The sequence below is a fragment of the Bradyrhizobium sp. Kon37 genome, assembly GCF_055807535.1.
Map to the genome: position 1 here is coordinate 457,236 of NZ_JBVVOY010000004.1, position 22,765 is coordinate 480,000.

Annotated in this window: 20 protein-coding genes (1 of these 20 running past the window's edge); 8 read left to right on the forward strand and 12 right to left on the reverse strand. The window is 64.2% G+C overall.

Going from position 1 to position 22,765, the window contains the following annotated elements; all coding sequences use genetic code 11:
- Positions 1–56: 56 nt before the first annotated feature.
- The 8 genes from AC0L3J_RS12980 to AC0L3J_RS13015 all read right to left on the reverse strand — a co-directional run bounded on the left by AC0L3J_RS12980 (position 57) and on the right by AC0L3J_RS13015 (position 9,012).
- Positions 57–755 carry a nitroreductase gene (locus AC0L3J_RS12980; RefSeq protein WP_473347236.1) on the reverse strand — a complete coding sequence of 233 codons (699 nt, stop codon included), beginning with the start codon at positions 753–755 and terminating at the stop codon, positions 57–59.
- 139 nt (positions 756–894) lie between these two features.
- Positions 895–2,139: an acyl-CoA dehydrogenase gene (locus tag AC0L3J_RS12985; protein WP_473347237.1), complete on the reverse strand. Its 1,245-nt coding sequence runs from the start codon at positions 2,137–2,139 to the stop codon at positions 895–897.
- A 121-nt stretch (positions 2,140–2,260) separates the two neighbouring features.
- Positions 2,261–3,502: an acyl-CoA dehydrogenase gene (locus AC0L3J_RS12990; RefSeq protein ID WP_473347238.1), complete on the reverse strand. Its 1,242-nt coding sequence runs from the start codon at positions 3,500–3,502 to the stop codon at positions 2,261–2,263.
- A gap of 15 nt (positions 3,503–3,517) precedes the next feature.
- A complete protein-coding gene (locus AC0L3J_RS12995) occupies positions 3,518–4,645 on the reverse strand; it encodes an acyl-CoA dehydrogenase family protein (RefSeq protein ID WP_473347239.1) in 1,128 nt (375 codons plus the stop codon).
- Positions 4,646–4,672: 27 nt separating this feature from the next.
- Positions 4,673–6,544, reverse strand: a complete 1,872-nt coding sequence (locus tag AC0L3J_RS13000) for an AMP-binding protein (protein ID WP_473347240.1) — start codon at positions 6,542–6,544, stop codon at positions 4,673–4,675.
- Positions 6,545–6,587: 43 nt separating this feature from the next.
- Entirely contained in the window at positions 6,588–7,394 is an 807-nt protein-coding gene (locus AC0L3J_RS13005; protein ID WP_473347241.1) for an enoyl-CoA hydratase/isomerase family protein, read from the reverse strand.
- A 189-nt stretch (positions 7,395–7,583) separates the two neighbouring features.
- Positions 7,584–8,342, reverse strand: coding sequence for an SDR family NAD(P)-dependent oxidoreductase (locus AC0L3J_RS13010; protein WP_473347242.1), 759 nt, complete (start codon positions 8,340–8,342; stop codon positions 7,584–7,586).
- A gap of 67 nt (positions 8,343–8,409) precedes the next feature.
- Complete coding sequence (locus AC0L3J_RS13015; RefSeq protein ID WP_473347320.1) at positions 8,410–9,012, reverse strand: TetR family transcriptional regulator; 603 nt, start codon at positions 9,010–9,012, stop codon at positions 8,410–8,412.
- A 209-nt stretch (positions 9,013–9,221) separates the two neighbouring features.
- Between AC0L3J_RS13015 and AC0L3J_RS13020 the strand changes: the two genes are divergently transcribed.
- Complete coding sequence (locus AC0L3J_RS13020; RefSeq protein WP_473263779.1) at positions 9,222–10,394, forward strand: acetyl-CoA C-acetyltransferase; 1,173 nt, start codon at positions 9,222–9,224, stop codon at positions 10,392–10,394.
- Between the two features lie 178 nt (positions 10,395–10,572).
- Positions 10,573–12,117, forward strand: coding sequence for an acyl-CoA synthetase (locus AC0L3J_RS13025; RefSeq protein WP_473347243.1), 1,545 nt, complete (start codon positions 10,573–10,575; stop codon positions 12,115–12,117).
- Between the two features lie 17 nt (positions 12,118–12,134).
- Here AC0L3J_RS13025 and AC0L3J_RS13030 read toward each other — a convergent pair whose 3' ends face one another.
- The gene (locus tag AC0L3J_RS13030) at positions 12,135–12,677 is read right to left on the reverse strand and encodes a methylated-DNA--[protein]-cysteine S-methyltransferase (RefSeq protein WP_473347244.1); all 543 of its coding nucleotides are present in this window, start codon (positions 12,675–12,677) and stop codon (positions 12,135–12,137) included.
- Positions 12,678–12,814: 137 nt separating this feature from the next.
- Between AC0L3J_RS13030 and AC0L3J_RS13035 the strand changes: the two genes are divergently transcribed.
- From AC0L3J_RS13035 to AC0L3J_RS13055, 5 genes are all read left to right on the forward strand, one after another.
- The gene (locus AC0L3J_RS13035) at positions 12,815–13,633 is read left to right on the forward strand and encodes an alpha/beta fold hydrolase (protein WP_473347245.1); all 819 of its coding nucleotides are present in this window, start codon (positions 12,815–12,817) and stop codon (positions 13,631–13,633) included.
- A 2-nt stretch (positions 13,634–13,635) separates the two neighbouring features.
- Entirely contained in the window at positions 13,636–14,448 is an 813-nt protein-coding gene (locus AC0L3J_RS13040; RefSeq protein WP_456767573.1) for an alpha/beta fold hydrolase, read from the forward strand.
- A gap of 191 nt (positions 14,449–14,639) precedes the next feature.
- Complete coding sequence (locus AC0L3J_RS13045; protein ID WP_473347246.1) at positions 14,640–15,317, forward strand: GntR family transcriptional regulator; 678 nt, start codon at positions 14,640–14,642, stop codon at positions 15,315–15,317.
- 137 nt (positions 15,318–15,454) lie between these two features.
- A complete protein-coding gene (locus AC0L3J_RS13050; RefSeq protein ID WP_456767571.1) occupies positions 15,455–16,255 on the forward strand; it encodes a phytanoyl-CoA dioxygenase family protein in 801 nt (266 codons plus the stop codon).
- A gap of 204 nt (positions 16,256–16,459) precedes the next feature.
- Complete coding sequence (locus tag AC0L3J_RS13055; protein WP_456767570.1) at positions 16,460–17,776, forward strand: NAD(P)H-dependent oxidoreductase; 1,317 nt, start codon at positions 16,460–16,462, stop codon at positions 17,774–17,776.
- Between the two features lie 201 nt (positions 17,777–17,977).
- Here AC0L3J_RS13055 and AC0L3J_RS13060 read toward each other — a convergent pair whose 3' ends face one another.
- The gene (locus tag AC0L3J_RS13060) at positions 17,978–19,666 is read right to left on the reverse strand and encodes a methyl-accepting chemotaxis protein (RefSeq protein WP_456767569.1); all 1,689 of its coding nucleotides are present in this window, start codon (positions 19,664–19,666) and stop codon (positions 17,978–17,980) included.
- A 190-nt stretch (positions 19,667–19,856) separates the two neighbouring features.
- Positions 19,857–20,942, reverse strand: a complete 1,086-nt coding sequence (locus AC0L3J_RS13065; RefSeq protein ID WP_473347247.1) for an NAD-dependent epimerase/dehydratase family protein — start codon at positions 20,940–20,942, stop codon at positions 19,857–19,859.
- Between the two features lie 303 nt (positions 20,943–21,245).
- On the opposite strand from AC0L3J_RS13065, the gene AC0L3J_RS13070 reads away from it, so the two are divergent.
- On the forward strand, positions 21,246–22,334 hold the full coding sequence (locus tag AC0L3J_RS13070) for a TRAP transporter substrate-binding protein (protein ID WP_473347248.1): 1,089 nt from the start codon (positions 21,246–21,248) through the stop codon (positions 22,332–22,334).
- 308 nt (positions 22,335–22,642) lie between these two features.
- On the opposite strand, the gene AC0L3J_RS13075 is transcribed toward AC0L3J_RS13070, so the two are convergent.
- Positions 22,643–22,765, reverse strand: partial view of a hypothetical protein gene (locus AC0L3J_RS13075; protein WP_473347249.1) — the end only. The gene runs 468 nt beyond the window's last position; the window shows 123 of its 591 coding nt (coding positions 469–591); the start codon falls outside the window, past its right edge — the gene reads right to left on this strand; it ends in the stop codon at positions 22,643–22,645.

Below are 22,765 nucleotides of genomic sequence, written 5' to 3' on the forward strand. Positions count from 1 at the left end.
TGAAGCGTGAAACTTGATGCGTGCCTGGGCCGCCTCGATCACCGGTCCACGCTTGGTCACTCGTCCACGAAGGTCACGGTCTCGGCCACGCTCGCACGCGACGTGCGGTAGCTGTTGACCTTGTGGGCATTGTCGGCATAGCCGAACGAAATGCCGCAAACGATGCGGCGGTCAGCAGGCAGATTGAAATGGCGGCGGATCAGGCCGGAGTGGCGCGCGAGCGCCGCCTGCGGAATGGTGCCGAGCCCGAGCGCCTGCGCGGCCAGCATGAAGTTCGAGACATAGGCGCCGCAATCGATCGCACCGTAGATGCCGAGCGGCTCGTCGGTGTGAATGATGGCCACATGCGGCGCGCCGAAGAAGTTGTAGTTCTCCAGCGCCTGCTTGGCATAGGCCATCTTGTCTCCGCGCGCGATGCCGAGTGTGTTGTAGAGCTGGAAGCCGCTCTCGCGGCGGCGTTCGAGATAGGCGCCGAGATATTCGCGCGGGGGCGTGAAATCATAGTCGTCGCCGAGCCCGCTCGATGCTTCTGCGTAAATCAGCTTGCGGAAACGCTCCTTGGCCTCGCCGCTGGCGATGACGACCTGCCAGGGCTGGCTGTTGCACCAGGACGCCGTGCGCTGCGCGGTGGTCAGCACATGTTCGATCGTCGCACGATCGACCTCCTTGGCCAGGAAGGCGCGCACCGAGTAGCGCTCGTTGAGTAGCTCTTCGAGCACGCCGATGCGGTCGTTTTGCTTTACTTGTGCGTCCATGGATCAACTCGCGCCTTCTCTTCGTAGGGTGGGCAAAGGCGCACAGCGCCGTGCCCACCGACAGACTTACCTCGGCGCATCTGCGCATGGTGGGCACGCTTCGCTTTGCCCACCCTACAAGATACGGCGAGAGGCTGGATCACCGTCCCTTGGTCGGGATCTTGTTATACGGCACGTCCTTGTCGACGCGGATGTCACCCGGCAATCCCAGCACACGCTCGGCGATGATGCTGCGCAAGATCTCGTCGGTGCCGCCCGCGATGCGCATCGAGGGCGAGGACAGCAGCATCTGCTGGAACTGGCCCTGAACGGTTTCCTCGTCGCTGCCGGTGAGAACGCCGGCCGCGCCCTGGAGGTCCATGGCGTAGGTTGCGATGTCCTGCAGCATCATGCCGGAGACGAGCTTGCCGATCGAATTCTCCGGCCCCGGCCGCTCGCCCTTGGACAGCGCCGAGATCGCCCGGTAGCTGGTGTATTTCAGCCCGCTCGACTTCACCGCCCAGCTCGCGAGTTTTGAGCGCACGGCGGGATCGTCGATGGCGAGGCCATCCTCCAGCATCAGATTGGAGCAGAACTCGAACATCTCGGGGACGCCGGTCGCGAGCCGCGAGCCGATCGACATCCGCTCGTTCATCAGCGTGGTCAGCGACACGCTCCAGCCCTCGCCGATCGCGCCAAGACGCTGGCTGTCGGGAATGACGACGTCGGTGAAATAGACCTCGTTGAACTCCTGCATGCCGTTGGCCTGCTTGATCGGGCGCACCTCGACGCCGGGGCTCTTCATATCCAGGAAGAACATCGTGAGACCCTTGTGCTTGGGCACATTGGGATCGGTGCGCGCGATCAAAAGACCGTAGTCAGAATAGTGCGCACCCGAAGTCCAGATCTTCTGGCCGTTGACGACCCAATTGTCGCCCTTCTTCTCCGCGCGCGTGCGCAAGCCCGCGACATCGGAGCCCGCTGACGGCTCGGAGAACAGCTGGCACCAGATCTCCTGGCCCGCGGCCAGCTTCGGCAAATGGCGCCGCTTGGCGTGCTCGCTGCCAAAAGCCATCACGGTGGGCCCGCACATGCCCTCGCCGATCTGGAACGGCTGCGTCAGCTTGCCATAGACGCCTTCCTCCTGCTGCCAGATCACGCGCTCGATCGGCGTCGCACCCCGGCCGCCATATTCCTTGGGCCAATGCAGGCAGGCCCAGTTGCCTTCGGCCTTCTTCTTCTGCCAGGCCTTGCCGACATCGACGATGTCGTGGTTGGCGAGCCGGATGCGGCCGAGCGAGGATTTTGACAGCTCGGCCAAAAACTCCTTCGGCGCGTTGGCCTCGACCCATTTGCGCGCGGTCTCGCGGAATGCGGCTTCCTGCGGGGTGTCGTCGAAATTCATGGCGGACCTCTCAATCCTTGTTCGGTGCGTAGGGTGGGCAAAGCGAAGCGTGCCCACCGCCTTCCCTCGTGCTCGACAGATTGGTGGGCACGGCGCTGTGCGCCTTTGCCCACCCTACAATTCATCTTCCCTTCGTCGGGATCTTGTTGAACGGCACGTCCTTGTCGACCCGGATGTCGCCGGGCAGGCCCAACACCCGCTCGGCGATGATGTTGCGCATGATCTCATCGGTGCCGCCTTCGACACGGGTGCCCGGCGCGCGCAGCAGCATCGCCTGGAAGCGGCCGGCGAGTTCGGCGTCCTCGCCGCTGACCACTCCGCCCGCACCCTGCAAGTCTAGCGCATAAGTCGCGACATCCTGGATCATCGCGCCCGCCACCAGCTTGCCGATGGAATTTTCCGGTCCCGGGCGCTCGCCCTTCGACAGCGCGGAGATCGCGCGCATGCTGGTGTATTTCAGCCCGCTCGCCTTCACCGCCCAGCTCGCCAGTTTCGCGCGCACGGCACGATCCTCGATGGCCGGGCCATCGTCCAGCATCAGGCTGGAGCAATATTCGAACAACTCGGGGAAGCCTGTCGAGACGGCCGCGCCGATCGCGCTGCGCTCATTCATCAGCGTGGTCAGCGAGACGTTCCAGCCGTCACCGACCTCGCCGAGGCGCTGGTGATCGGGAATGCGGACGTTGGTGAAATAGACCTCGTTGAAGTCGGAAGCGCCGCTCGCCTGCTTGATCGGCCGCACCTCGACGCCCGGGCTCTTCATGTCCAGGAAGAACATGGTAAGGCCCTTGTGCTTGGGCACGGTCGGATCGGTGCGGGTGAGCAAAATGCCGTAATCGGAATAATGCGCGCCCGACGTCCAGATCTTCTGGCCGTTGATCACCCAGTCATCGCCGTCCTTCTCGGCGCGCGTGCGCAGGCCCGCAACGTCGGAGCCGCCGGCGGGCTCGGAGAACAGCTGGCACCAGACCTTTTCGCCGGAGGCGAGTGGCGGCAGATAAGCGCGCTTATGCTCCTCGCGTGCGAACGCCATCATAGTCGGCCCGCACATGCCATGGCCGATGATGAACATGCGGGAGAGCTGGCCGAACGGCCCCTCTTCCTGCTGCCAGATCACACGTTCGATCGGCGACGAGCCGCGACCACCATACTCCTTCGGCCAGTGCAGACAGGCCCAGCCGGCATCCGCCTTCTTCTTCTGCCAGGCCTTTGCAACGTCGAGGATGTTGGCGTTCTTCAATTGCGTGCGGCCGAGCGAGGACTTGCGAAGCTCGTCCTCGTACTGCTTGGGCGCATTCGCCGCGATCCAGGCGCGAGCAGTGGCGCGAAATTCGGCTTCCTGCGGCGTGTCGTCGAAGTTCATGACGTTGCCCTTTGCCTACGCCGCGTTCTTCTTGCGCATGCGGTCGATCAACTGGTCCTCCCAATAGGACAGGCTGCCGAGCCCGAGCGCCATGGCGTTGGCGCGGCGGTAATACATGTGGCAGTCGAACTCCCAGGTGAAACCCATGCCGCCGTGAACCTGGATATTGTTCTTGGCGCAGTGCTGGAACGCCTGCGTCGCGCTGATACGGGCCGCGGCGGCGGCTTCCGGCAGCTCCGCGGCGTTGGTCGAGAGCGCCCAGGCGCCGTAATAGCTGTTGGAACGGGCCAGCGTCGCCGACACGTACATGTCTGCCAGCATGTGCTTGACGGCCTGGAACGAGCCGATCTGGCGGCCGAAGGCAATGCGGTCGAGCGCGTAGTCGCGGCCCATCTCCAGCGCGCGGTCGGAGCCGCCCACCTGCTCGAACGCGCAGAGCACCGCGGCGCGATCGAGCACTTGAGTCAAGATGCTCCAGCCTTCGCCGGACGCGCCCAGCGGCTCGGCCTTGCAATCCCTGAAAGTGATCTCGGCCTGCCCGCGGGTGGGATCGAGATTGGTCAGGCTCTTCACCTCGACACCGCCGCCCTTGAGGTCGACAATGAACAAGGAGATGTCGCCGTCGCGTCCGCTCGATCCCGTGCGTGCCGCGACCACCGCGAAGTCGGCGATCGCGCCATCGGCGACCGGCTTCTTGACACCGTTGAGCACGCCGTTCGCAGCCGTCAGCTTGACGTTCTTCGGCGACGGATTGCCCTTGCCCTCGAACAGCGCCAGCGTGCCGATCGCCTCGCCCGAGGCAATCGCCGGCAACCATTTCTTCTTCTGCGCCTCACTGCCGGCGATCAGCAGCGCCTCGGCCGCGAGATAGACGGTGGAGGAAAACGGCACCGGCGCGTTCGCACGGCCCATCTCCTCGGCTATCACGCAAAGTTCGAGATGACCGGCACCGGCGCCACCAAAATCCTCGGGAATGGCGACGCCAAGAAAGCCCATCTCGGCGAGGCCCTTCCACAGCTCCTTGTCGTACGGCGCCTTGCCGTCGAGAACTGCGCGCACCGCCTTCGGTGGGCACTTCTCGGTGAGGAATTTGCGCGCCTGATCGCGGAGCTGCTTCTGGTCGTCGGAGAAATCGAAATTCATGGCGCGTATCCGTGTTGATGATGTCGATTACTTGAGAACGATGACGTCCTGGTCAGGCTTGTCGGCATAAAGCCGCTCCACCAGAGCGGCACGGCGCTCCAGGCCGGCGCGCTGGTTGATGTAGCCCTTATCGGTGAGCTCGTTGCCGTCGATCGAGGGCGGTTCCGCCATCAGCATGGCGCGCGCGATGATGCGGCTGCTGGCGCCCTCGCACTCCCTGTTGTGAGCCTCCAGCCCGCGCCTGAAGCAAGCGATCACCTCGGGATGCTTCACTGCATCATCGAAGCTGAGATCGGCCTTGCCGACGAGCTGGCGGCAGGCATGCAGGTTCGGCCAGGCCAGCAGGCCGATGAAGGCGCGATCCTGCCCCGCGACCAGCGCATCATGCACGACGGGCGTCGCGGCTGCGATCGCATCCGTGCGCAGCGAGCCGACATGGACGAAGGTGCCGGTGGTCAGCTTGAAATCCTCAACCACGCGGCCGGCAAAGATGATGCCTTTCACCGGATCGGCATCGTCGACGAAGATTCCGGCGTCACCAATGCAATAAAAACCTTCCTCGTCGAACATCTTCTTCGTCAGGTCAGGCTGGCCGAAATAGCCCGGCGTGACGTTGACGCCGCGCAGACGCAGCTCGTATTTCGAGCCGCAGGGCACCATCTTCAACTCGACGCCGGGGAACGGCAGGCCGATCAGGCCGACGCGCTCGGTGTCCCAATAGGTGCCGGTCGAGGTCGGCGCGGTCTCGGTCGAGCCCCAGCCGGTGTAGAACACGATGCGCTCACCGGTCGTCTTCACGGCGAGGGCCTGCATGCGGTCGTAGAGATCATCCGGCAGTCGCGCGCCGCCATAGGCCATGATCGAGAGATTCTTGAAGAAGGATCGGCACAGCGCCTCGTCCTTCTCCATGGCGGCGGCGAGCGCGGCATAGCCGGCAGGCACGTTGGCGTAATAGGTCGGCGAGATCTCGCGCAGATTCCGGAGAGTTTCCTCGAATTGGCCCGGCATCGGTCGGCCGTCATCGATATAGAGCGTGCCGCCGTCGACCAGGATCGGGTGGAACGCCGCGTTGCCGCCCATGGTGTGGTTCCAGGGCATCCAGTCCAGCATGGTCGAGATCGGACCGCGCGGATCGCGCGGCCGCACCTGCATCATCATCGCCGCGTTGGCGCACATCATCGCTTGCGTGTTGATGACGGCCTTGGGCATGCCGGTCGAGCCTGACGTGAACAGCAGCTTGCCGACGGTCTCAGGCGTGATCTTCGCGATCGACGCTTCGACATCGGCAGTCACGGCTGTCGCCGCGATCTCGGCAAAGCTGACGCTCGCGATACCCTCGCAGGGCCGCAAGACGTGAACCACGGTGACGCCGGTGAGATCGAGCGCTTTCAGCGCCTTCTCGAAGGTTGGGCCGTCCTGCACCATCACCACGCCCGGCTTGATCAGGTCGAACAGGTATTTCAGCTTGACGTGATCATGGCTCATCAAGGAGTAGGCGGGCGAGACCGGCGCGGCCGGGACGCGCGCCTGCATCGCCGCCTGCGTCATCAGCGCGTGCTCGATCGAATTACCGGAGAGGATCGTGACCGGGCGGCCGTCGAGCGCGAGATTGAGCAGGCCTTGCGTCAGCGCATCCACGGTGCGCTTGGCCTCCCCATAGGACACCTTACGCCATTCGCGGTTAGGGCCGCCGCGCTGGGCAAGCCAGATCCGCTCGGGCGCTTCCTTCGCCCATTTTGCCAGCGAAGCCGGGATATGCTTCTCGTAGGTCTGCAGCGGGATGCGCGACTTCAGCACCACCGTGCCGTCGTCGCGGCGCTCGACATCGATGTCGCGCGCAAGCCACTTGACCTTGCGAAAGGCGGGCTTCGTCATCACCGCCGCCGCGCTTCCACTCATTGTGCGTCTCCCGGAATTTCTTGTCCTTTACGGATCTTCATTTTCAGCGCCTGATATAGACAGGCTTTCGCTTCTCAAGGAAGGCCCTGATGCCTTCCGAAAATTCCTCGGAGCGGCTGCACAGGACCTGGTTGCGATCCTCCATCGCGATCACGGCTTCCAGCGATCCGGCATCGACGCTCATGTTGAGGCATTCCTTGGACAGGCGTAGGCCCACGGGCGAGGCCGTGATCATCGCGTCGACATAGGGTTCGGCGGCCTCATCGAGCTTGTCCTCGTCGACGACCTCGGAGACCAGCCCGACCGCGAGCGCCCGCTCGGCGCCGATGAAGCGTCCCGTGAGGATCAGCTCCGAGGCAACGGAGACACCGACCAGGCGCGGCAGGAAATAACTGGTGCCGATGTCGCAGCCGCCAAGGCCGAGCTTGATGAAAGCGCAGTTCATTCGCGCCGATATCGTCGCGATGCGAATGTCGGAGGCGAGCGCAAGAGCAAAGCCGCCGCCCGCCGCCGCGCCCTGCACCAGCGCGAGGATCGGCTGCGGACAGCGCCGCATCAGCATCACGATGTCGGCGATGCGCCGCTGCGAATCCAGCGACTCGGTGACATCAGGCGGCTCCTGCTGCCCGGCACGGCGCGCCATCGCCGCCTTGAGATCGAGTCCTGCGCAAAAATTCTTTCCGGCGCCCTTCAGCACCACGACGCGCGTGTCGCGGTTGCGCTGGAGGCCCCGGAAGTAAACGTTGAGCGCGTCGATCAGCGCAGAATCGAGCGCGTTGAGGTGTTCGGGACGATTGAGCGTCACCGTGTCGACGCCGTCATTGTGCTCGATCAGCAGCGGTTGGGACATGAGGCGCCTCGTGCTTGCCGCCATTCGCGGTGCCGATTGCTGCGCCCTCTCCCCTTGTGGGAGAGGGCATGTACGCTGCGAACCCGGAATTCGCCTGGGTGAGGGGTCTGTCTCCGTGGATAGAGACCCCTCATCCGGCGCGCTCAAAAGCGCGCCACCTTCTCCCACAAGGGGAGAAGGGAGGAAGAGCTACCGCGGCGCCATGCGGATCGCGCCGTCGAGACGGATGGTCTCGCCATTGAGCATCGGGTTCTCGACGATGTGCACGGCCAGCGAGCCGTATTCATTGGCGTCGCCGAGACGCGCGGGATGCGGCACCTGGGCACCGAGGCTCTTGCGGGCCTCTTCGTTCAAGCCCATCAGCAGCGGCGTCAGGAACAGGCCGGGCGCGATGGTGTTGACGCGGATCTTCTGGCTCGCGAGGTCGCGCGCCGCCGGCAGGGTGAGACCGACGACGCCGCCCTTCGACGCCGCATAAGCGATCTGGCCGATCTGACCTTCGTAAGCCGCGACCGACGCCGTGTTAACGATGACTCCGCGTTCTTCACCGACCGGCTCGATCGTGACGAGGCGCTCGGCGAACAAACGCAGGCAGTTGAAGGTGCCGATCAGATTGACATTGATGATGCGCGCGAACTTTTCCAGCGGGTAGACCCCGTCGCGGCCGACGATGCGCTGCGAGCCGCCGATGCCGGCGCAGTTCATCAGCACGCGCGCGACGCCGTGCGCGGCTTCCGCCTTGGCGATCGCCGCCTTGATCTGCTCCTCGCTGGTGACATCGGCGTGAAGCGCGATGCCCTTCACTTCGGCGGCAACCTTCTCGGCGTTTTCCTTGCTCTGATCGATCACGCCGACCTTGGCGCCCTTGGCGGCCATGGCGCGGGCGGTCGCGGCACCAAGGCCGGACCCGCCGCCGGTGATGAGAACGGCAACGTCTTTCAACTGCATCGCTTGTACCTTTCCTCGAACCTTTTCCTTGGGCGTTTCTTCTCTAGACTTCTGCGTTCTGGCCGGATCATCCGGCTGCGACAGCTTCCTCGCCTTGCGTGAGGATGCCACCGCAGATCAGCGTTTCCATATGCTTGATGTATTGCCGGCAGACGTCGTCGGTGACCGGGCCAACGCCGGTCGCGCGCGACATCGCGTGCCGGCCGAAGAACAAATGATCGCAGGCGCCGATCAGGCTGGTGTAGAACAGCACCGGATCAGTCGCGCGGAATTCGCCCTGACTGACGCCTTCGGCGAGCAGGCGGCGATGGAAATCCAGCAGCGGTGCGACGAAGAATTTCGAGACTTCGTCCGCGGAGCCCGCGACGCTCTCGTGCAGCAGATAGTGGATCAGCCGGTTCATGTAGGGAAACCGGTGATAGGCGCGAATGATGCCGCCGATATGCAGCTTCAGCTTCGCGGTCGGCGTGATCGGCTGAGCCGACAGATATTCGAGGTTGGACAGTTCCGTTCCCGCGTCGCGCTCGAGCAGCGCCAACAGCAGGCCGTCCTTGTTGCCGAAGTGATATTTGACCAGCGCGGCGTTGGCGCCGGACTTCTGGGCGATGTCGCTCAGCGAAATCTCGATCGAGGAGCGTTCGATCATCAGCTCGCTCGCGGCCACGAGCAATTTCTCTGCCGTGGAATTCTTTCCGCTGGGGAGCCTGTTCGGTACGCTGGTAGTCACGGAGATCCCTGATTTTGGCGCGAGAGCGGCCGCAGATAAGCCCAAGCGGCGTCTCCCCACAAGAGTTAATTGATCGATTGACTAAACAACCCGTCGCCCCTTAAATCCGCCCCGACAAGCAACCGTTCAAAACAATCCAGGGAGAAACCGACATGGCCGAGGCTTACATCGTCGCCGCTGCGCGTACCGCCGGTGGGCGCAAGGGGGGCCGCCTCGCCGGATGGCATCCGGCCGATCTCGCCGCGAAGGTGCTGGACGAGCTGGTTGACCGCACCAAGGTCGATCCCGCGCTGGTCGAGGATGTGATCATGGGCTGCGTCATGCAGGTCGGCGAGCAGTCCAACAATGTCGCGCGCAACGCCATCATGGCCTCGAAACTGCCGGAGAGCGTGCCGGGCACCTCGATCGACCGCCAGTGCGGCTCCTCGCAGCAGGCACTGCACTTCGCAGCCCAGGCGGTGATGTCCGGCGCGATGGACGTGGTGATCGCCGCCGGCGTGGAATCGATGACGCGCGTGCCGATGGGCCTGTCGTCACAGCTTCCCGCCAAGAACGGCTTTGGCAACTACAAGAGCCCGGGTATCGAGCAGCGTTATCCGAACATCGTGTTCAGCCAGTTCACCGGCGCCGAGATGATGGCCGAGAAGTACGGTCTCTCCAAGGACGAGCTCGACGAGTACTCCTACAACAGCCATCAGCGCGCGATCGCGGCAACCCAGGCCGGCCACTTCAAAAAGGAGATCGTGCCGCTCGAGATCACCCGCGCCGACGGCTCCAAGGACACCCACCACATCGACGAGGGCATCCGCTTCGACGCCACGCTCGACGGCATCAAGGGCGTCAAGCTGATCGCCGAGAACGGCAAGCTCTCCGCGGCCAGCGCCAGCCAGATCTGCGACGGCGCCTCCGGCGTGATGGTGGTGAACGAGCGCGGCCTGAAGCAGCTCGGCGTGAAGCCGCTGGCGCGCGTCCACCACATGACCATGATGGGCGGCGATCCCGTGATCATGCTCGACGCACCGCTGCACGCCACCAAGCGCGCGCTGGAAAAGGCCGGCATGACGATCGACGACATCGACCTGTTCGAGGTCAACGAGGCCTTTGCCTCGGTGCCGACCGGGTGGCTCAAGACCACCGGCGCCGATCCGGAACGTCTCAACGTCAATGGCGGCGCCATCGCGCTCGGCCATCCGCTCGGCGGCTCCGGCACCAAACTGATGACGACGCTGGTGCATGCCCTGCATCAGCGCGGCAAGCGCTACGGCCTGCAGACCATGTGCGAGGGCGGCGGCATGGCCAACGTGACGATCGTGGAGCGGCTGTAAGCCGTCGCCTCATTGGTCACCACATTAACGGTGTCGTCCCGGCGTAGGCCGGGACCCATAACCGCAGGAGTTTGTGGTTAGGGCGAGCTGTGGCGACATCGCGCTTCAACAATTTGCAGCAGTGGGTATGGGTCCCGGCCTACGCCGGGACGACACCATTTTTGCCTTGGGACCGCGTATGACTCACCCCTCCATCCACGCCCGCGCCACACCCGACAAGATCGCCTATCAGATGGCCGGGACCGGCAAGGCGATCACCTATCGTGAGCTCGACGAGCTTTCGAACCAAGGCGCGCACCTGTTCCGCTCGCTCGGGCTGAAGGCCGGCGACCACATCGCGCTGCTGATGGAGAACCGCCTCGCCTTCATGGAGATCTGCTGGGCTGCGCAACGCAGCGGGCTCTATTACACCGCGATCAGCCGCTATTTGAAGCAGGACGAGATCGACTACATCATCGCCGATTGCGGCGCCAAGGTCGTGATCACGACGCCGAAATGCGCCGACCAGATCAAGGCCCTGATCAGGGGTGCGGCCGGCGAGCCGGTCTTCTACATGATGGACGAGCCGCAAGCCGGCTTCCGCTCCTACGACAAGGAAGCGGCCGCCCAGCCGACAACGCCGATCGCCGACGAGATCGCCGGCTATGACATGCTGTATTCGTCCGGCACCACCGGCCGGCCCAAGGGCATCAAGAAAGCATTCGAGGGCAAGCCGATCGACGAGCCGAACGCGTTTCTGCGCGTGCTCTGCGCAAGCATGTGCGGCATGAACGACGAGACCACTTATCTCTCACCGGCACCGCTCTATCACGCGGCTCCCTTGCGCTTCAACATGATGGCGATCCTGCTCGGCGGCACTTCCATCATCATGGAGCACTTTGACGCCGAAGATTTCCTGAGGCTGGTCGAAAAATACAAGGTGACCCACGCGCAGCTCGTGCCGACCATGTTCGTGCGCATGCTGAAGCTGCCGGACGAGGTCCGCAACCGCCACGACGTCTCGACCCTGAAGGGCGCGATCCACGCCGCCGCGCCCTGCCCGGTCGAGGTCAAGGCCAAGATGATCGAATGGTGGGGGCCGATCCTGATCGAGTATTACGCCGGCTCCGAAGGCAACGGCGTCACCGTCTGCAACTCGAAAGAATGGCTGGAGCACCGCGGCAGCGTCGGCCGCGCCGTGGTCGGCAAGATCAAGATTTTGGACGAGAACGACGACGAGCAGCCGACGGGCGAGATCGGCACCGTCTATTTCGCCGATGCGCCTGTTTTCACCTATCACAACGATCCCGAGAAGACGAAGAAGGCCTACAACGCAAAAGGCTGGTCGACGCTCGGCGACGTCGGCTATCTCGACAGTGACGGCTTTCTCTTTCTCACCGACCGCAAGTCCTACATGATCATCTCGGGCGGCGTGAACATCTACCCGCAGGAGACCGAGGACGTGCTCATCACCCACCCTGAAGTCGCCGACGTCGCCGTGTTCGGTGTGCCGAACGAGGAGATGGGCGAAGAGGTCAAGGCCGTGGTGCAGCCGCACGATCCCAAGCGCGCCGGCAAGGAGCTCGAGGCCGACCTGATCGCCTACTGCAAGAGCCGCCTCTCGACGATCAAATGCCCGCGCTCGATCGACTTCGAAGCCGAGCTGCCGCGCACGCCGACCGGCAAGCTGGTGAAGCGGCATTTGCGCGACAAATATTGGCCGAAGGCGGCGGCGAAGATCTAGCCCGCGGCGTCATCGCCTCAATCAAACAAGCTCGGCGTGTGGTTCACCAGCGCGCCTTCGATCTCCAGCATCTTCAGCTTCGTCACCACGCCGCCATTCGCGGAGAAGCCGCCGGGCTTGTTGCCGGCCGCCAGCACGCGATGGCAGGGCACGACGATCGGGCACGGATTGCGGCCGAGCGCCTGGCCGACCTCGCGCGACAGTTCGACACCGCCGAGCTGCTTGGCGATGTCGCCATAGGTGACGGTCTTGCCCGGCGGAATGGTGCGGGCGATCGCGTAGACCCCGCGGTTGAAGCCGGGCACGCCGTCGAGGTCGAGCGGGATGTCGGTGAGGTCATCCGGCTCGCCGGCGAGCAATTTTGTGATGCGGTCGATCGCCTGCTGCACTTCGGCGGTCGGCTCGGCTTCGCTGGCGTCGGCATGGCGCTGGCTGATGCGGGTGCGGATCTTCTGCTCGCCGCCCATCGGCAGTTGCGTGCCGTTGATGCCGCGCGGACCCCAGGCAATGGCGCACAGGCCGATCTTGCTATCGAACAGGGCAAAATGCTGGTCGGTCATGGTTCGGTCCCTGGCTTGCGTTCCCTCGCATGCCCCAATGTGAACTGAACTCAAATCTAGGCTTGGAAATAGTTGCGATCCACCCGGTTTCCGGGAATCTTGCACAGGAGTTCCGCCTCCCTTTTCGCGAGCCCAGAATGCAGAGCCTCCACGTCAACGGATACGACATGCCCTATCTCGACGTGGGCGAAGACCGGGGCCGGCCGCCGCTGGTCTGCGTGCATGGCTCGCTCAACGACTTCCGTGTCTGGGGCTGCGTGCTCGGGCCGCTGTCGCAGCGGCACCGGCTGATCTGCGTCAGTCTGCGGCATTTTTTCCCGGCGCGATGGGATGGCGTCGGCGACACCTATTCGATCGCCCAGCATGTTGACGACGTCATCGCCTTCATCGAGGAACTCGACCTCGGCCCGGTCGATTTGATGGGCCATTCCCGCGGCGGGCATATCTGCTTCCGCGTGGCGCAGCGGCGGCCGGATCTGCTCCGGCGGCTGGTGCTGGCCGAGCCCGGCGGCGAGCTCGATGCGAGCCTCGATCCTGATTATGCCGGCGGTCCCTCACCGCTGCTGGCGCGGTTCACGGCCTCGGCCGAGAAGATCGCGGCCGGCGACATCGACGGCGGTCTTGCCGTCTTCGTCGACACGCTGGAGGGACCCGGCACCTGGCCGCGGCTGCCGGCGCTGGTGAAGCAGAATCTGCGTGACAACGCTTTCACGCTGATCGGCCAGGTCCGCGACAACCGCCCGCCGTTCTCGAAGGCGGACGCGGAGTCCATCAGGATGCCGACGCTGTTCGTCCTGGGCGCGCGGACCAAGGGCCTGCTGCCGAAGGTGCTGCATGCGCTGGCGGCGCATGTGCCATATTCCAGGACGGCCGTCATCCCGAACGCAACGCACCCGATGTTCGAGCAGGCGCCGCAGAAATACTCCGAAGTGGTGCTGGATTTTCTGGCGGGCTGATCATGCAGACATTTCGCGTCAACGATTACGACATGGCCTATCTCGAAGTGGGAGAAGGCCCGCCGCTGGTCTGCGTGCACGGCACGCTCGGTGATTTCCGCACCTGGTACTCCGTGCTCGGCCCGCTGTCGAAATCACATCGCGTGATCTCGGTGAGCCTGAGGCATTTCTTTCCTGAGCATTGGGATGCCGTCGGCGACGACTACAAGATGGCCCAGCACGTCGCCGACGTGATCGCTTTCATCGAGCAGGTCGACCCCAGGCCGGTCGACCTCATGGGCCATTCGCGCGGCGGCCACATCGCCTTTCGCGTGGCGCAGTCGCGGCCTGATCTGTTGCGCAAGCTGGTGCTGGCCGAGCCCGGCGGCGATCTCGATGCTAGCCTGCCGGTGCCTGCAGGCACGCCCGCGCATCCGCCGCTGGCCGCGCGCACGGCGCGCTCGGTCGAGATGATCCGCGCCGGCGACACCGAGGGCGCGCTGCAGAACTTCTACGAAGGGATCGAAGGCGACGGCTCGTGGCGGCGCGTGCCGGCGGCGGCGAAGCAGCAATTGCGCGACAACGCGATCACCTTCCTCGGCCAGATCAACGAGCAGCGCAGGCCCTACACGCTCGCGGACGCGCAGGCGATCAGGACCCCGACGCTCCTGATCGGCGGCGGGGCGACTGCGGGGAGCCTGTCCGTGATGTGGCGCGTGCTGGCCGCGCACATCGCGGGCGCCAAAACGGCCGTGATCCCCAATGCCGGGCACTGGATGTTCGAGCAGGCGCCGCTGGAGTTCGGCGAGGCGGTCAGCGCGTTTTTGGCGGAGTAAGCGGCCTCACGCTCTCTTTTTTTGAAAACAACCCCATGCACAGTAGCTGAGCCTAGCAATATCAATGGCTTGGCCGAGCGCAAAAATGGGATCGGACGCCCCGTTGGTCCGCGCTTGACGCCGTTCCCCTCTCGGCCGTATCTTTGAATACGGAATTCCGTATTCGCTCTCATGCTCTCGGAGCTGCCGGCGTGATCCCTCTCGACCCGCTTCCGAACTTGATCGACCAAGTCTATGCGCGGATCCTGGAGGCGATCTCCGACCGCACGCTGCAGCCCGGCCAGCGCATCCGGCAGAACGAGCTCGCCGATAGGCTCGGCGTATCGCGCCAGCCGGTATCGCATGCGCTGCACCTGTTGCACCGGCAGGGACTGGTCGCCGAAAGCGGCCGGCGCGGCTTTGAAGTCACCCAGCTCGATCCCGCGCGCATCCGCCAGCTCTACGAGGTGCGCGGCGCGATCGATGCGCTGGCGGCACGGCTTGCCGGCGAACGCGCCGCAAGCGATGCGGCGGGACGCGCGCGGCTGGAGGCGGCGCTCGCAGCCGGGCGCGGGGTTGATGGCAAGACCACGCTCGCCGAGCTGATCGCGCTCGACGTCGCGTTTCATCGCGCGATCTATCGGCTCGCCGGCAATCCCGTGATCGAGGAGACGATTACGCCGCAATGGCCGCATATGCGCCGCTCGATGGCAACAGTGCTGTCCGAACTCGATTATCGCGGCAGCGCCTGGGCCGAGCATGCCGACATTGCCGGACACATTCTCGCGGGCGACGCGAAGGCGGCCGAGCGTGCGGCGCTTGCGCATGCGCAGACGGCGGGACGAATGACCGAGGAGAGACTGAGGGCAACGGAAGAGGCGGCGGCGTAGATCACGATCTCCGTCGCCGTCATGGCCGGGCTTGACCCGGCCATCCGCGACTTTGTTCGACGCTGGAAGAACGTGGATGCCCGGGACAAGCCCGGGCATGACGAGAGAGAAAAAATGACAAAACAGGAGGACGCGCCATGAAACTGTCCCAGGAGCAATTGGAGTTCTTCCAGCGCGAGGGCTGGCTGTTCCTGCCCGAACTGTTCAGCCCGGAGGAGGTCGATCTCCTCGCGCGCGAGGCGGTTGCCATCTATGACGCGAACCGGCCGGAAGTCTGGCGCGAGAAGAGCGGCGCACCGCGCACCGCCTTTGCCGCGCATCTCTACAACGAAGCGTTCAGAATCCTCGGCGCGCATCCGCGCATGATCGACCCGGTCGAGCAATTGTTCGGCGAGCAGGTCTACATGCACCAGTTCAAGATCAACGCAAAATCCGCCTTCACCGGCGACGTTTGGCAATGGCACCAGGATTACGGCACCTGGAAGCGCGACGACGGCATGCCCGAGCCGCGCGCGATGAACATCGCGATCTTCCTCGACGAGGTGATGCCGATCAACGGCCCGCTGATGCTGGTGCCGCAGAGCCAGAACGCCGGCGACCTCAAGGCCTCGCACGACCTCGCGACGACCTCCTATCCGCTGTGGACGCTGGACGAGGAGACCGTGACACGCCTCGTCAAGCAGGGCGGCATCGTGGCGCCGACGGGGAAGCCCGGCGGCATGCTGATGTTCCACGGCAATCTCGTGCATGGCTCGGCCGGCAACATCACGCCCTACCCGCGCAAGATCGTGTACCTGACGCTGAACGCAGTTTCGAACTACATCCGCACCCCGACGCGGCCGGAGTACATCGCGCATCGCGACTTCGCACCGATCAAGACGGTGGACGACGACGCGCTGGTGCGGCTCGCCCGTGCGCCGCGGCAGGCGGCGGAGTAGACTTACTCGCAGGACATCCTCAGCCGTCATGCCCGGGCTTGTCCCGCCTGCGCGGCCGAAGCCGCTTCGGCGAGGCGAAGGCCCGGGCATCCACGCCTTGAGACGATCACTGCAGGCAAAGACGTGGATGGCCGGGACAAGCCCGGCCATGACGAGCTGATAGATATACGCACCTCACCAATTCTGCCCTCGCTGGACATCCCCATGAACCTCTTCCGCCTCCTCCAGGCCCGCGCTGCCGCCGGTAAGCCCGTCCGTGTGGCGCTGATCGGCGCGGGAAAATTCGGCTCGATGTTTCTGGCGCAGGTGCCGCACACGCCGGGGCTCGTGGTCCCCATCATTGTCGACATCGATCGCGATCGCGCGCGCGAGGCCTGCCGCACGGTCGGATGGGACGAGGACCGCATCGCCGCCACGGTTTTCACCGATGACGGCGCGCGCGCCATTGCCGGCGGCGCGATGGATGTGGTGGTGGAGGCGACCGGCAATCCGGCCGTCGGGATCAGGCACGCCCGCGCCGCGATCGCGGCGGGCAAGCATATCGTGATGGTCAATGTCGAAGCCGACGTGCTGGCGGGTCCGCTGCTCGCCGATGAAGCCCGCAAGGCCGGCGTGGTCTATTCGCTCGCCTATGGCGACCAGCCGGCGCTGACCGCGGAGATGGTGGATTGGGCTCGCGCCACCGGTTTTCACGTGGTTGCCGCCGGCAAGGGCACAAAATATCTGCCGGCCTATCACGACGTGACGCCTGACAGCGTCTGGCAGCATTACGGGCTGACCGCGGGCGAGGCGCAATCGGCCGGGATGAACCCGCAGATGTTCAACTCCTTCCTTGACGGCACCAAGTCGGCGATCGAGATGGCCGCGATCGCGAACGCCTGCGGACTGGACGTGCCTGCGGAGGGTCTGCTGTTTCCACCCTGTGGCGTCGACGACCTGCCGCATATCATGCGGCCGCGCAGCAGGGGCGGCGTGCTGGAGCGATCGAGCGTTGTGGAGGTGGTCTCCTCGCTGGAGCGCGACGGAAGGCCGGTGTTTCGCGATCTGCGCTGGGGCGTTTACGTGGTGCTGGAGGCGCCGAATGACTATGCCGCCGACTGCTTCAGGCAGTACGGCCTGAAGACCGACGGCAGCGGACGGTACGCGGCGATGTACAAGCCCTATCATCTGATCGGCCTCGAGCTGAACATCTCGGTGCTGTCGGCCGCGCTGCGGGGCGAGCCGACCGGGCAGCCCCACGGCTTCCGTGGCGACGTCGCCGCCGTGGCAAAGCGCAATCTGCGCGCCGGCGAGATGCTGGACGGCGAAGGCGGCTACACGGTGTGGGGCAAGCTGGTGCCGGCGGCCGCGAGCCTCAAGGCCGGCGCGCTGCCGATCGGGCTGGCGCATCGCGTGAGGCTGAAGCGCGATATCGCCCACGGCGAGATCGTGCGCTGGAGCGACGTCGAATTCGACGCAGGCAACGAGACGGTCAGGACGCGGAGGGCCATGGAAGCGGCGTTCGTGAATATCGGGGGCTAGCTCGGCAGGATCTAATGAACCTGCTCTGCGAAATCACCGCTGAAGGCCGAACGGACCAGATGCGCAGGACGTCTACAGCCGGAAAAATCTGCGCCGCAAAGTCCCGGATGACGAACTTGAGCGCGATGTCCGCGACCCATTCTCACGGAGTCAAACGAACATCGGCTTGGTGTCAGCTGCGGGGCGAGTACAGAATGCGACTCAGGCAGCTCGAACCGTGCTCAGAAATTTACTGACCTCCAGCTTGAGTCGGTTGCTATCGCGGGACAGCGACTGCGCCGCCGACAGCACCTGCAAGGAGGCCGCGCCGGTCTCGCCCGAACCGCGCTGCACGTCGATGATGTTGGAAGAGACCTGCTGCGTGCCCCGGGCTGCCTGCTGCACGTTGCGAGAGATCTCCTGGGTTGCCGCACCCTGCTCTTCCACGGCGGCTGCGATCGTCGAAGAAATCTCGGACAGGCTTTCAATGGTACCGCTGATCACCTTGATAGTCGCGACCGACTCCTGTGTTGCCGACTGAATGCCGGTGATCTGCTGGCCGATCTCGCCGGTCGCCTTCGCCGTTTGCTCCGCCAGGGCCTTCACCTCGGAAGCAACCACGGCAAACCCGCGGCCGGCTTCGCCGGCCCGGGCCGCCTCGATGGTGGCATTGAGCGCCAGCAGATTGGTCTGGCCCGCGATGGTGTTGATCAGTTCGACCACGTCGCCGATCCGGGCGGCAGCTCTGGACAATTCGCTGACGCGATCATTGGTCCTGCGTGCCTGATTGACTGCTTCATTTGCGGTCCGCGCTGATTCCTGAACCTGACGGCTGATCTCATTTACCGAGGACGTCAATTCTTCCGTTGCCGACGCAACCGACTGCACGTTGGTAGAAGCCTCCTCCGAAGCCGCGGCGACCGCGGTTGTCACCTCCTGGGCGCGCTCAGCGGTCTTGCTGAGTGTTCCGGCGGAGGCTTCGAGCTCGGTCGATGCAGATGATACCGTCTCGATGATCTCGCCGACAGCCGATTCGAAGTCATCAGCCAGCTGGATCATCTCGGCTTTGCGCTGCTCGGCCGCGCGTCTGTCGGTGACCTTCTGCTCCGCCTCCATGCGGATCTTGGCCAAGCCGTTTTCCTTGAACACGACAGCCGCCTTGGCGATATCGCCGACCTCGTCCTTACGTTCGGTGCCGACAACCTCGACACTGTAGTCGCCGTTGGCGAGATTCTGCAGCAAGTCCACAACCAGACGGATGGGCTTCGTGACACCGAACCGCGCGATGACGAAGCCGAAGCCGCAACCAATCGCGAGGATGGTCCCCATCACGGTCCAGGTCATGCGGATCGTGGCATTTGTCATGTCCGTAAGATCGTTCGAGCCCTTCTGGATGACCTTGTCCATGGTGTCGCGCAAGCTGCGCGTGTCTTCGAGCGCCTTGACGAAGGCGGGACGCATCTGTGACCGCACCACGGCGAGGGCCTGATCTTTCTGATTGGCGAGGGACGCGTTGATGACCGACTGCATCGCCTGCTGCGTCTTGGCGATCTCGCCGCCGATGATGTCGAGCTGCTTGGTATAGAGAGGCGTTGTGTCCTGGATCAGCTTCAGCAGCTTGCCGTTTTCCTCGTAAGCCTTGCCCGCCAGAGCTGCGGCTTCCTTGATCTCCTGAACATCAGGCTCGGCAAGGATCCGATAAAGCAGGTAACGGATCTCGAAAATACTCCGGTTCAGGCGCGAGACCGTGCTGACACTCTTGGCATCCTTCTCAAGAAAGGTGGAATAGGCGTCGTCGATGGTGCTCATGCGCGACGTGGCGTACCAGATGCCGGCGAGAACCATCACGCCGATCAGCGTGATGACAGTAAGAATTTTGGTGATGATGCGGAAATTTCCGAGGAAGGACATGTCGAGGCGCCTGTTCCTTGACGGGAACCTAAAATCGCGCGATTCGCCCGTCGCTGTTCGCGCGGGAAACTATGGTAATCGAGCGATTGCAGCTCTCTTAATTTCATCTACCGTGTAGATACGGGTGTCGGTGTTCGCAGCACGCGACGCCGAGCAATGTCCTCGACCAGCTAGAGGGTGGTGACTTCGCTCAAGGCAGCAGTCGCTCTTGCTTCGCCTGCCTGAACCACTTCCGGAACATGTCCTCGGTGTCCATCATCTCGGTGAAGCCCGCGCGGTTGATCTTCACGGTCGAGACGATCGAGGGCGGACCGGATTCGGCGTGGCCGTAGCGCAGGCTGTAATCGGCGTATTGGAACGAGAGGCCGACGAATTCGGCCAGCGCAGGCGATGCAAGGTCGTGCTTGCGCCGCAGCGCATCCCAGGGGCCGACCCAGGATGTCGACTCCCTGGCGAGCGACAGCGGCACCGGCTTGCCCGGCTTCATCTCCAGCGCATCGGCGACCGCAGGCCAGATGTTCTCCCAGGTGAAGACGTCGCCATTGGTCACGTTGAAGGCCTCGTTGCGCGCGGCCTCCGCCTCGCCCGACCAGGCGATGGCGCGGGCGAGGAGATCGACGTCGACGGCCTGCCCCACCCGCGGGGCGCCGCCGGGATAATCGAGCGGTCTGCCCTGGTCGCGCAGCATCGCGGCATAGACCCCGAGCGGCGGAATCAAATCCATGGCGCCGCCCATGGCGAGGCCGACGATCAGCACCGGCCGCAGGATGCTCCAATGCCAGCTCTTGCCGGCTTGGAGCTCGCGCAAGAAGTTTTCCTGCGCCCAGTAGAAGTTGGGCTGCTCGTACATTTCGGAGCGGCCTTCGCGGGCCGGCACGGCCAAGGGGCGAACATGGACGCCGTAGGCCTTGGTGCCCTGCAACAGGGCGACATGCCTGAGGCCGGGTGACACCGGCTCAAGCACGCCCATCAGATTGCGCAGCATCAGGTCGTTGATCTTGATCTGCTGCGGGTCGCGCCAGCCGTCGACGAGCTGCGGCGCCTCGTAGAGCGCGGCGTAGATCAGATGCGTGGCGCCGCTCAGGTCCGAGGCGGCGCGCTCGCAATCCGCTGCGCTGGTCAGGTCGATCGGGACATGGCGGGCGCCGTAGAGCTCGCGCGGCTTCCGCCGGGACAGGGCAACGACATCGCACCCGCCCGAGATGCCAAAGTGTCGCAACGCGGCATTGCCGACGAGACCGCTCGCTCCGGCAACCACGACTTTCTTGCCCGTCATGCGCGAGCCTCCCTGGTTTTTGCGCGACTGAATAGCAGATCGCTCGCAGGCCCGACTTGCGTCAGGCCGGCGTTCGCACTTGCGAGGCGCTCAAGAGGCTTGAGACTTGAGGCTTGATTCCGGCGAAGCGCCCGGTCATCCTCGCCGCGGAACCGCAATGATCGGAATTCCATCTACGAGTGCCCGCAAGGGCCGTTCGGAAACGCCACAACGTCTCAACAGAAAACGTCGAGCGTCGACGAAGACAAGACGACACCAAGATCGTTCCCCAGGTCGAAGCATCGACTTAACGGAGGGAAGCGCATGGAACGTCGTAAATTCCTGACGGCAGGCGGATTGGGCCTGGCCGCAAGTGCCGTCGCTGCGCCGGCGATCGCGCAGTCGATGCCCGAGATCAAATGGCGATATGCCGCGAGCTGGCCCAAGGCGCTCGATACGCTCTACGGCGGCTGCGAGTATTTCGCCAAGCGCGTCGCCGAGATCACCGACAATCGTTTCCAGATCCAGCCATTCGCCGCCGGTGAGATCGTGCCGGGCCTGCAAGTGCTCGACGCCGTCGCCAACGGCACGGTCGAGATGGGCAACACCGCGCTGTATTATTATTGGGGCAAGAACCCCGCCTTCACGTTCGGCACGTCGCTGCCCTTCGGCTTGAACACGCGCCAGCACATTTCGTGGCTGCAGTGGGGCGGCGGTCAGGACCTGATCAACAATCTCCTGAAGGAATACAACGCCATCGGCATTCCGACCGGGTCGACCGGCGCGCAGATGGGCGGCTGGTTCCGGAAGGAGATCAAGTCGATCGACGACCTCAAGGGACTGAAATTCCGGGTCGGTGGTTTTGCCGGAACGATCATCGCCAAGGTTGGCGGCGTGCCGCAGCAGATCGCGGCGGGCGACATCTATCCGGCGCTGGAGAAGGGCACGCTCGATGCCGCCGAATGGGTCGGGCCCTATGACGACGAGAAGCTCGGCTTCGTGAAGGTGGCGAAATACTACTACTATCCGGGCTGGTGGGAAGGCACCGGCCAGGGTCACAACATCATCAATCTCGACAAGTGGAACACGCTGCCGAAGCACTACCAGGCCGCGGTCGATGCCGCGTCGCGCGATACCTTCACCTGGGTGACCGGCAAATACGATTACGTCAATCCGCCGGCGCTGAAGCGCCTGCTGGTGGCCGGCGCGATCCTGAAACCGTTCCCGCAGGAAGTGCTGGAAAGCTGCTATGGCGCGGCCAACGAGATCTACGCCGATCTCGCCAAGACCAACCCGCATTTCGGCAAGATGTATGCGAGCCTGACCGGTTTCCGCAGCGAATCGCTGGCCTGGATGCAGGTCGCCGAACTGAGCTTCGACAGTTTCATGATGCGGATGCGGACGCGGACGTGAACCGCTGAGCGACGCGTGAGGGTCGGAAACGACGAAAGCCCCGGAGATGTCTCCGGGGCTTTTTGTTGGGGCGCTGATGGCGGGGTTAAGCGAAAGCTCGCGTTACCAAAGGTGTCATCGTCCGGCTTGACCGGGCGATCCAGTATCCAGAGGCCCGCGTTGTAGAGCTCGCTCTCACCGCATCCGCCGCGGCGTGCTGGATGCCCCGCCTGCCGCCTTCGCTAAAGCTTCGGCGCCCCTTCACCTTAACCTCGGCGAAGCCTTGGCGTAGCCGGGTCGCGGGGCATGACAGCGGTGAGAGTAGAGGTTCAGTTCTGATCGTCACCCAGCGCCGCGACCAGCTTGTCGTAGTACTTGCCGACGAGATCGATGTTGGCCTTGTTCTCGATCTGCGGGGCCGGCGTCTTCAGCGCTTCGTTGAGCTCGTCGAG

Excerpts from the sequence above, each read along its gene's own strand:
- AC0L3J_RS13020 (WP_473263779.1), top strand. The coding sequence starts at position 9,222 with ATGGCCGAGGCTTACATCGTCGCCGCTGCGCGTACCGCCGGTGGGCGC.
- AC0L3J_RS13030 (WP_473347244.1), bottom strand. The coding sequence starts at position 12,677 with ATGACCGACCAGCATTTTGCCCTGTTCGATAGCAAGATCGGCCTGTGC.
- AC0L3J_RS12985 (WP_473347237.1), bottom strand. The coding sequence starts at position 2,139 with ATGAATTTCGACGACACCCCGCAGGAAGCCGCATTCCGCGAGACCGCG.
- AC0L3J_RS13005 (WP_473347241.1), bottom strand. The coding sequence starts at position 7,394 with ATGTCCCAACCGCTGCTGATCGAGCACAATGACGGCGTCGACACGGTG.
- AC0L3J_RS13060 (WP_456767569.1), bottom strand. The coding sequence starts at position 19,666 with ATGTCCTTCCTCGGAAATTTCCGCATCATCACCAAAATTCTTACTGTC.
- AC0L3J_RS13065 (WP_473347247.1), bottom strand. The coding sequence starts at position 20,942 with ATGACGGGCAAGAAAGTCGTGGTTGCCGGAGCGAGCGGTCTCGTCGGC.
- AC0L3J_RS12995 (WP_473347239.1), bottom strand. The coding sequence starts at position 4,645 with ATGAATTTCGATTTCTCCGACGACCAGAAGCAGCTCCGCGATCAGGCG.
- AC0L3J_RS13000 (WP_473347240.1), bottom strand. The coding sequence starts at position 6,544 with ATGAGTGGAAGCGCGGCGGCGGTGATGACGAAGCCCGCCTTTCGCAAG.
- AC0L3J_RS13070 (WP_473347248.1), top strand. The coding sequence starts at position 21,246 with ATGGAACGTCGTAAATTCCTGACGGCAGGCGGATTGGGCCTGGCCGCA.
- AC0L3J_RS12980 (WP_473347236.1), bottom strand. The coding sequence starts at position 755 with ATGGACGCACAAGTAAAGCAAAACGACCGCATCGGCGTGCTCGAAGAG.
- AC0L3J_RS13040 (WP_456767573.1), top strand. The coding sequence starts at position 13,636 with ATGCAGACATTTCGCGTCAACGATTACGACATGGCCTATCTCGAAGTG.
- AC0L3J_RS13050 (WP_456767571.1), top strand. The coding sequence starts at position 15,455 with ATGAAACTGTCCCAGGAGCAATTGGAGTTCTTCCAGCGCGAGGGCTGG.
- AC0L3J_RS13055 (WP_456767570.1), top strand. The coding sequence starts at position 16,460 with ATGAACCTCTTCCGCCTCCTCCAGGCCCGCGCTGCCGCCGGTAAGCCC.
- AC0L3J_RS13010 (WP_473347242.1), bottom strand. The coding sequence starts at position 8,342 with ATGCAGTTGAAAGACGTTGCCGTTCTCATCACCGGCGGCGGGTCCGGC.
- AC0L3J_RS13035 (WP_473347245.1), top strand. The coding sequence starts at position 12,815 with ATGCAGAGCCTCCACGTCAACGGATACGACATGCCCTATCTCGACGTG.
- AC0L3J_RS12990 (WP_473347238.1), bottom strand. The coding sequence starts at position 3,502 with ATGAACTTCGACGACACGCCGCAGGAAGCCGAATTTCGCGCCACTGCT.
- AC0L3J_RS13025 (WP_473347243.1), top strand. The coding sequence starts at position 10,573 with ATGACTCACCCCTCCATCCACGCCCGCGCCACACCCGACAAGATCGCC.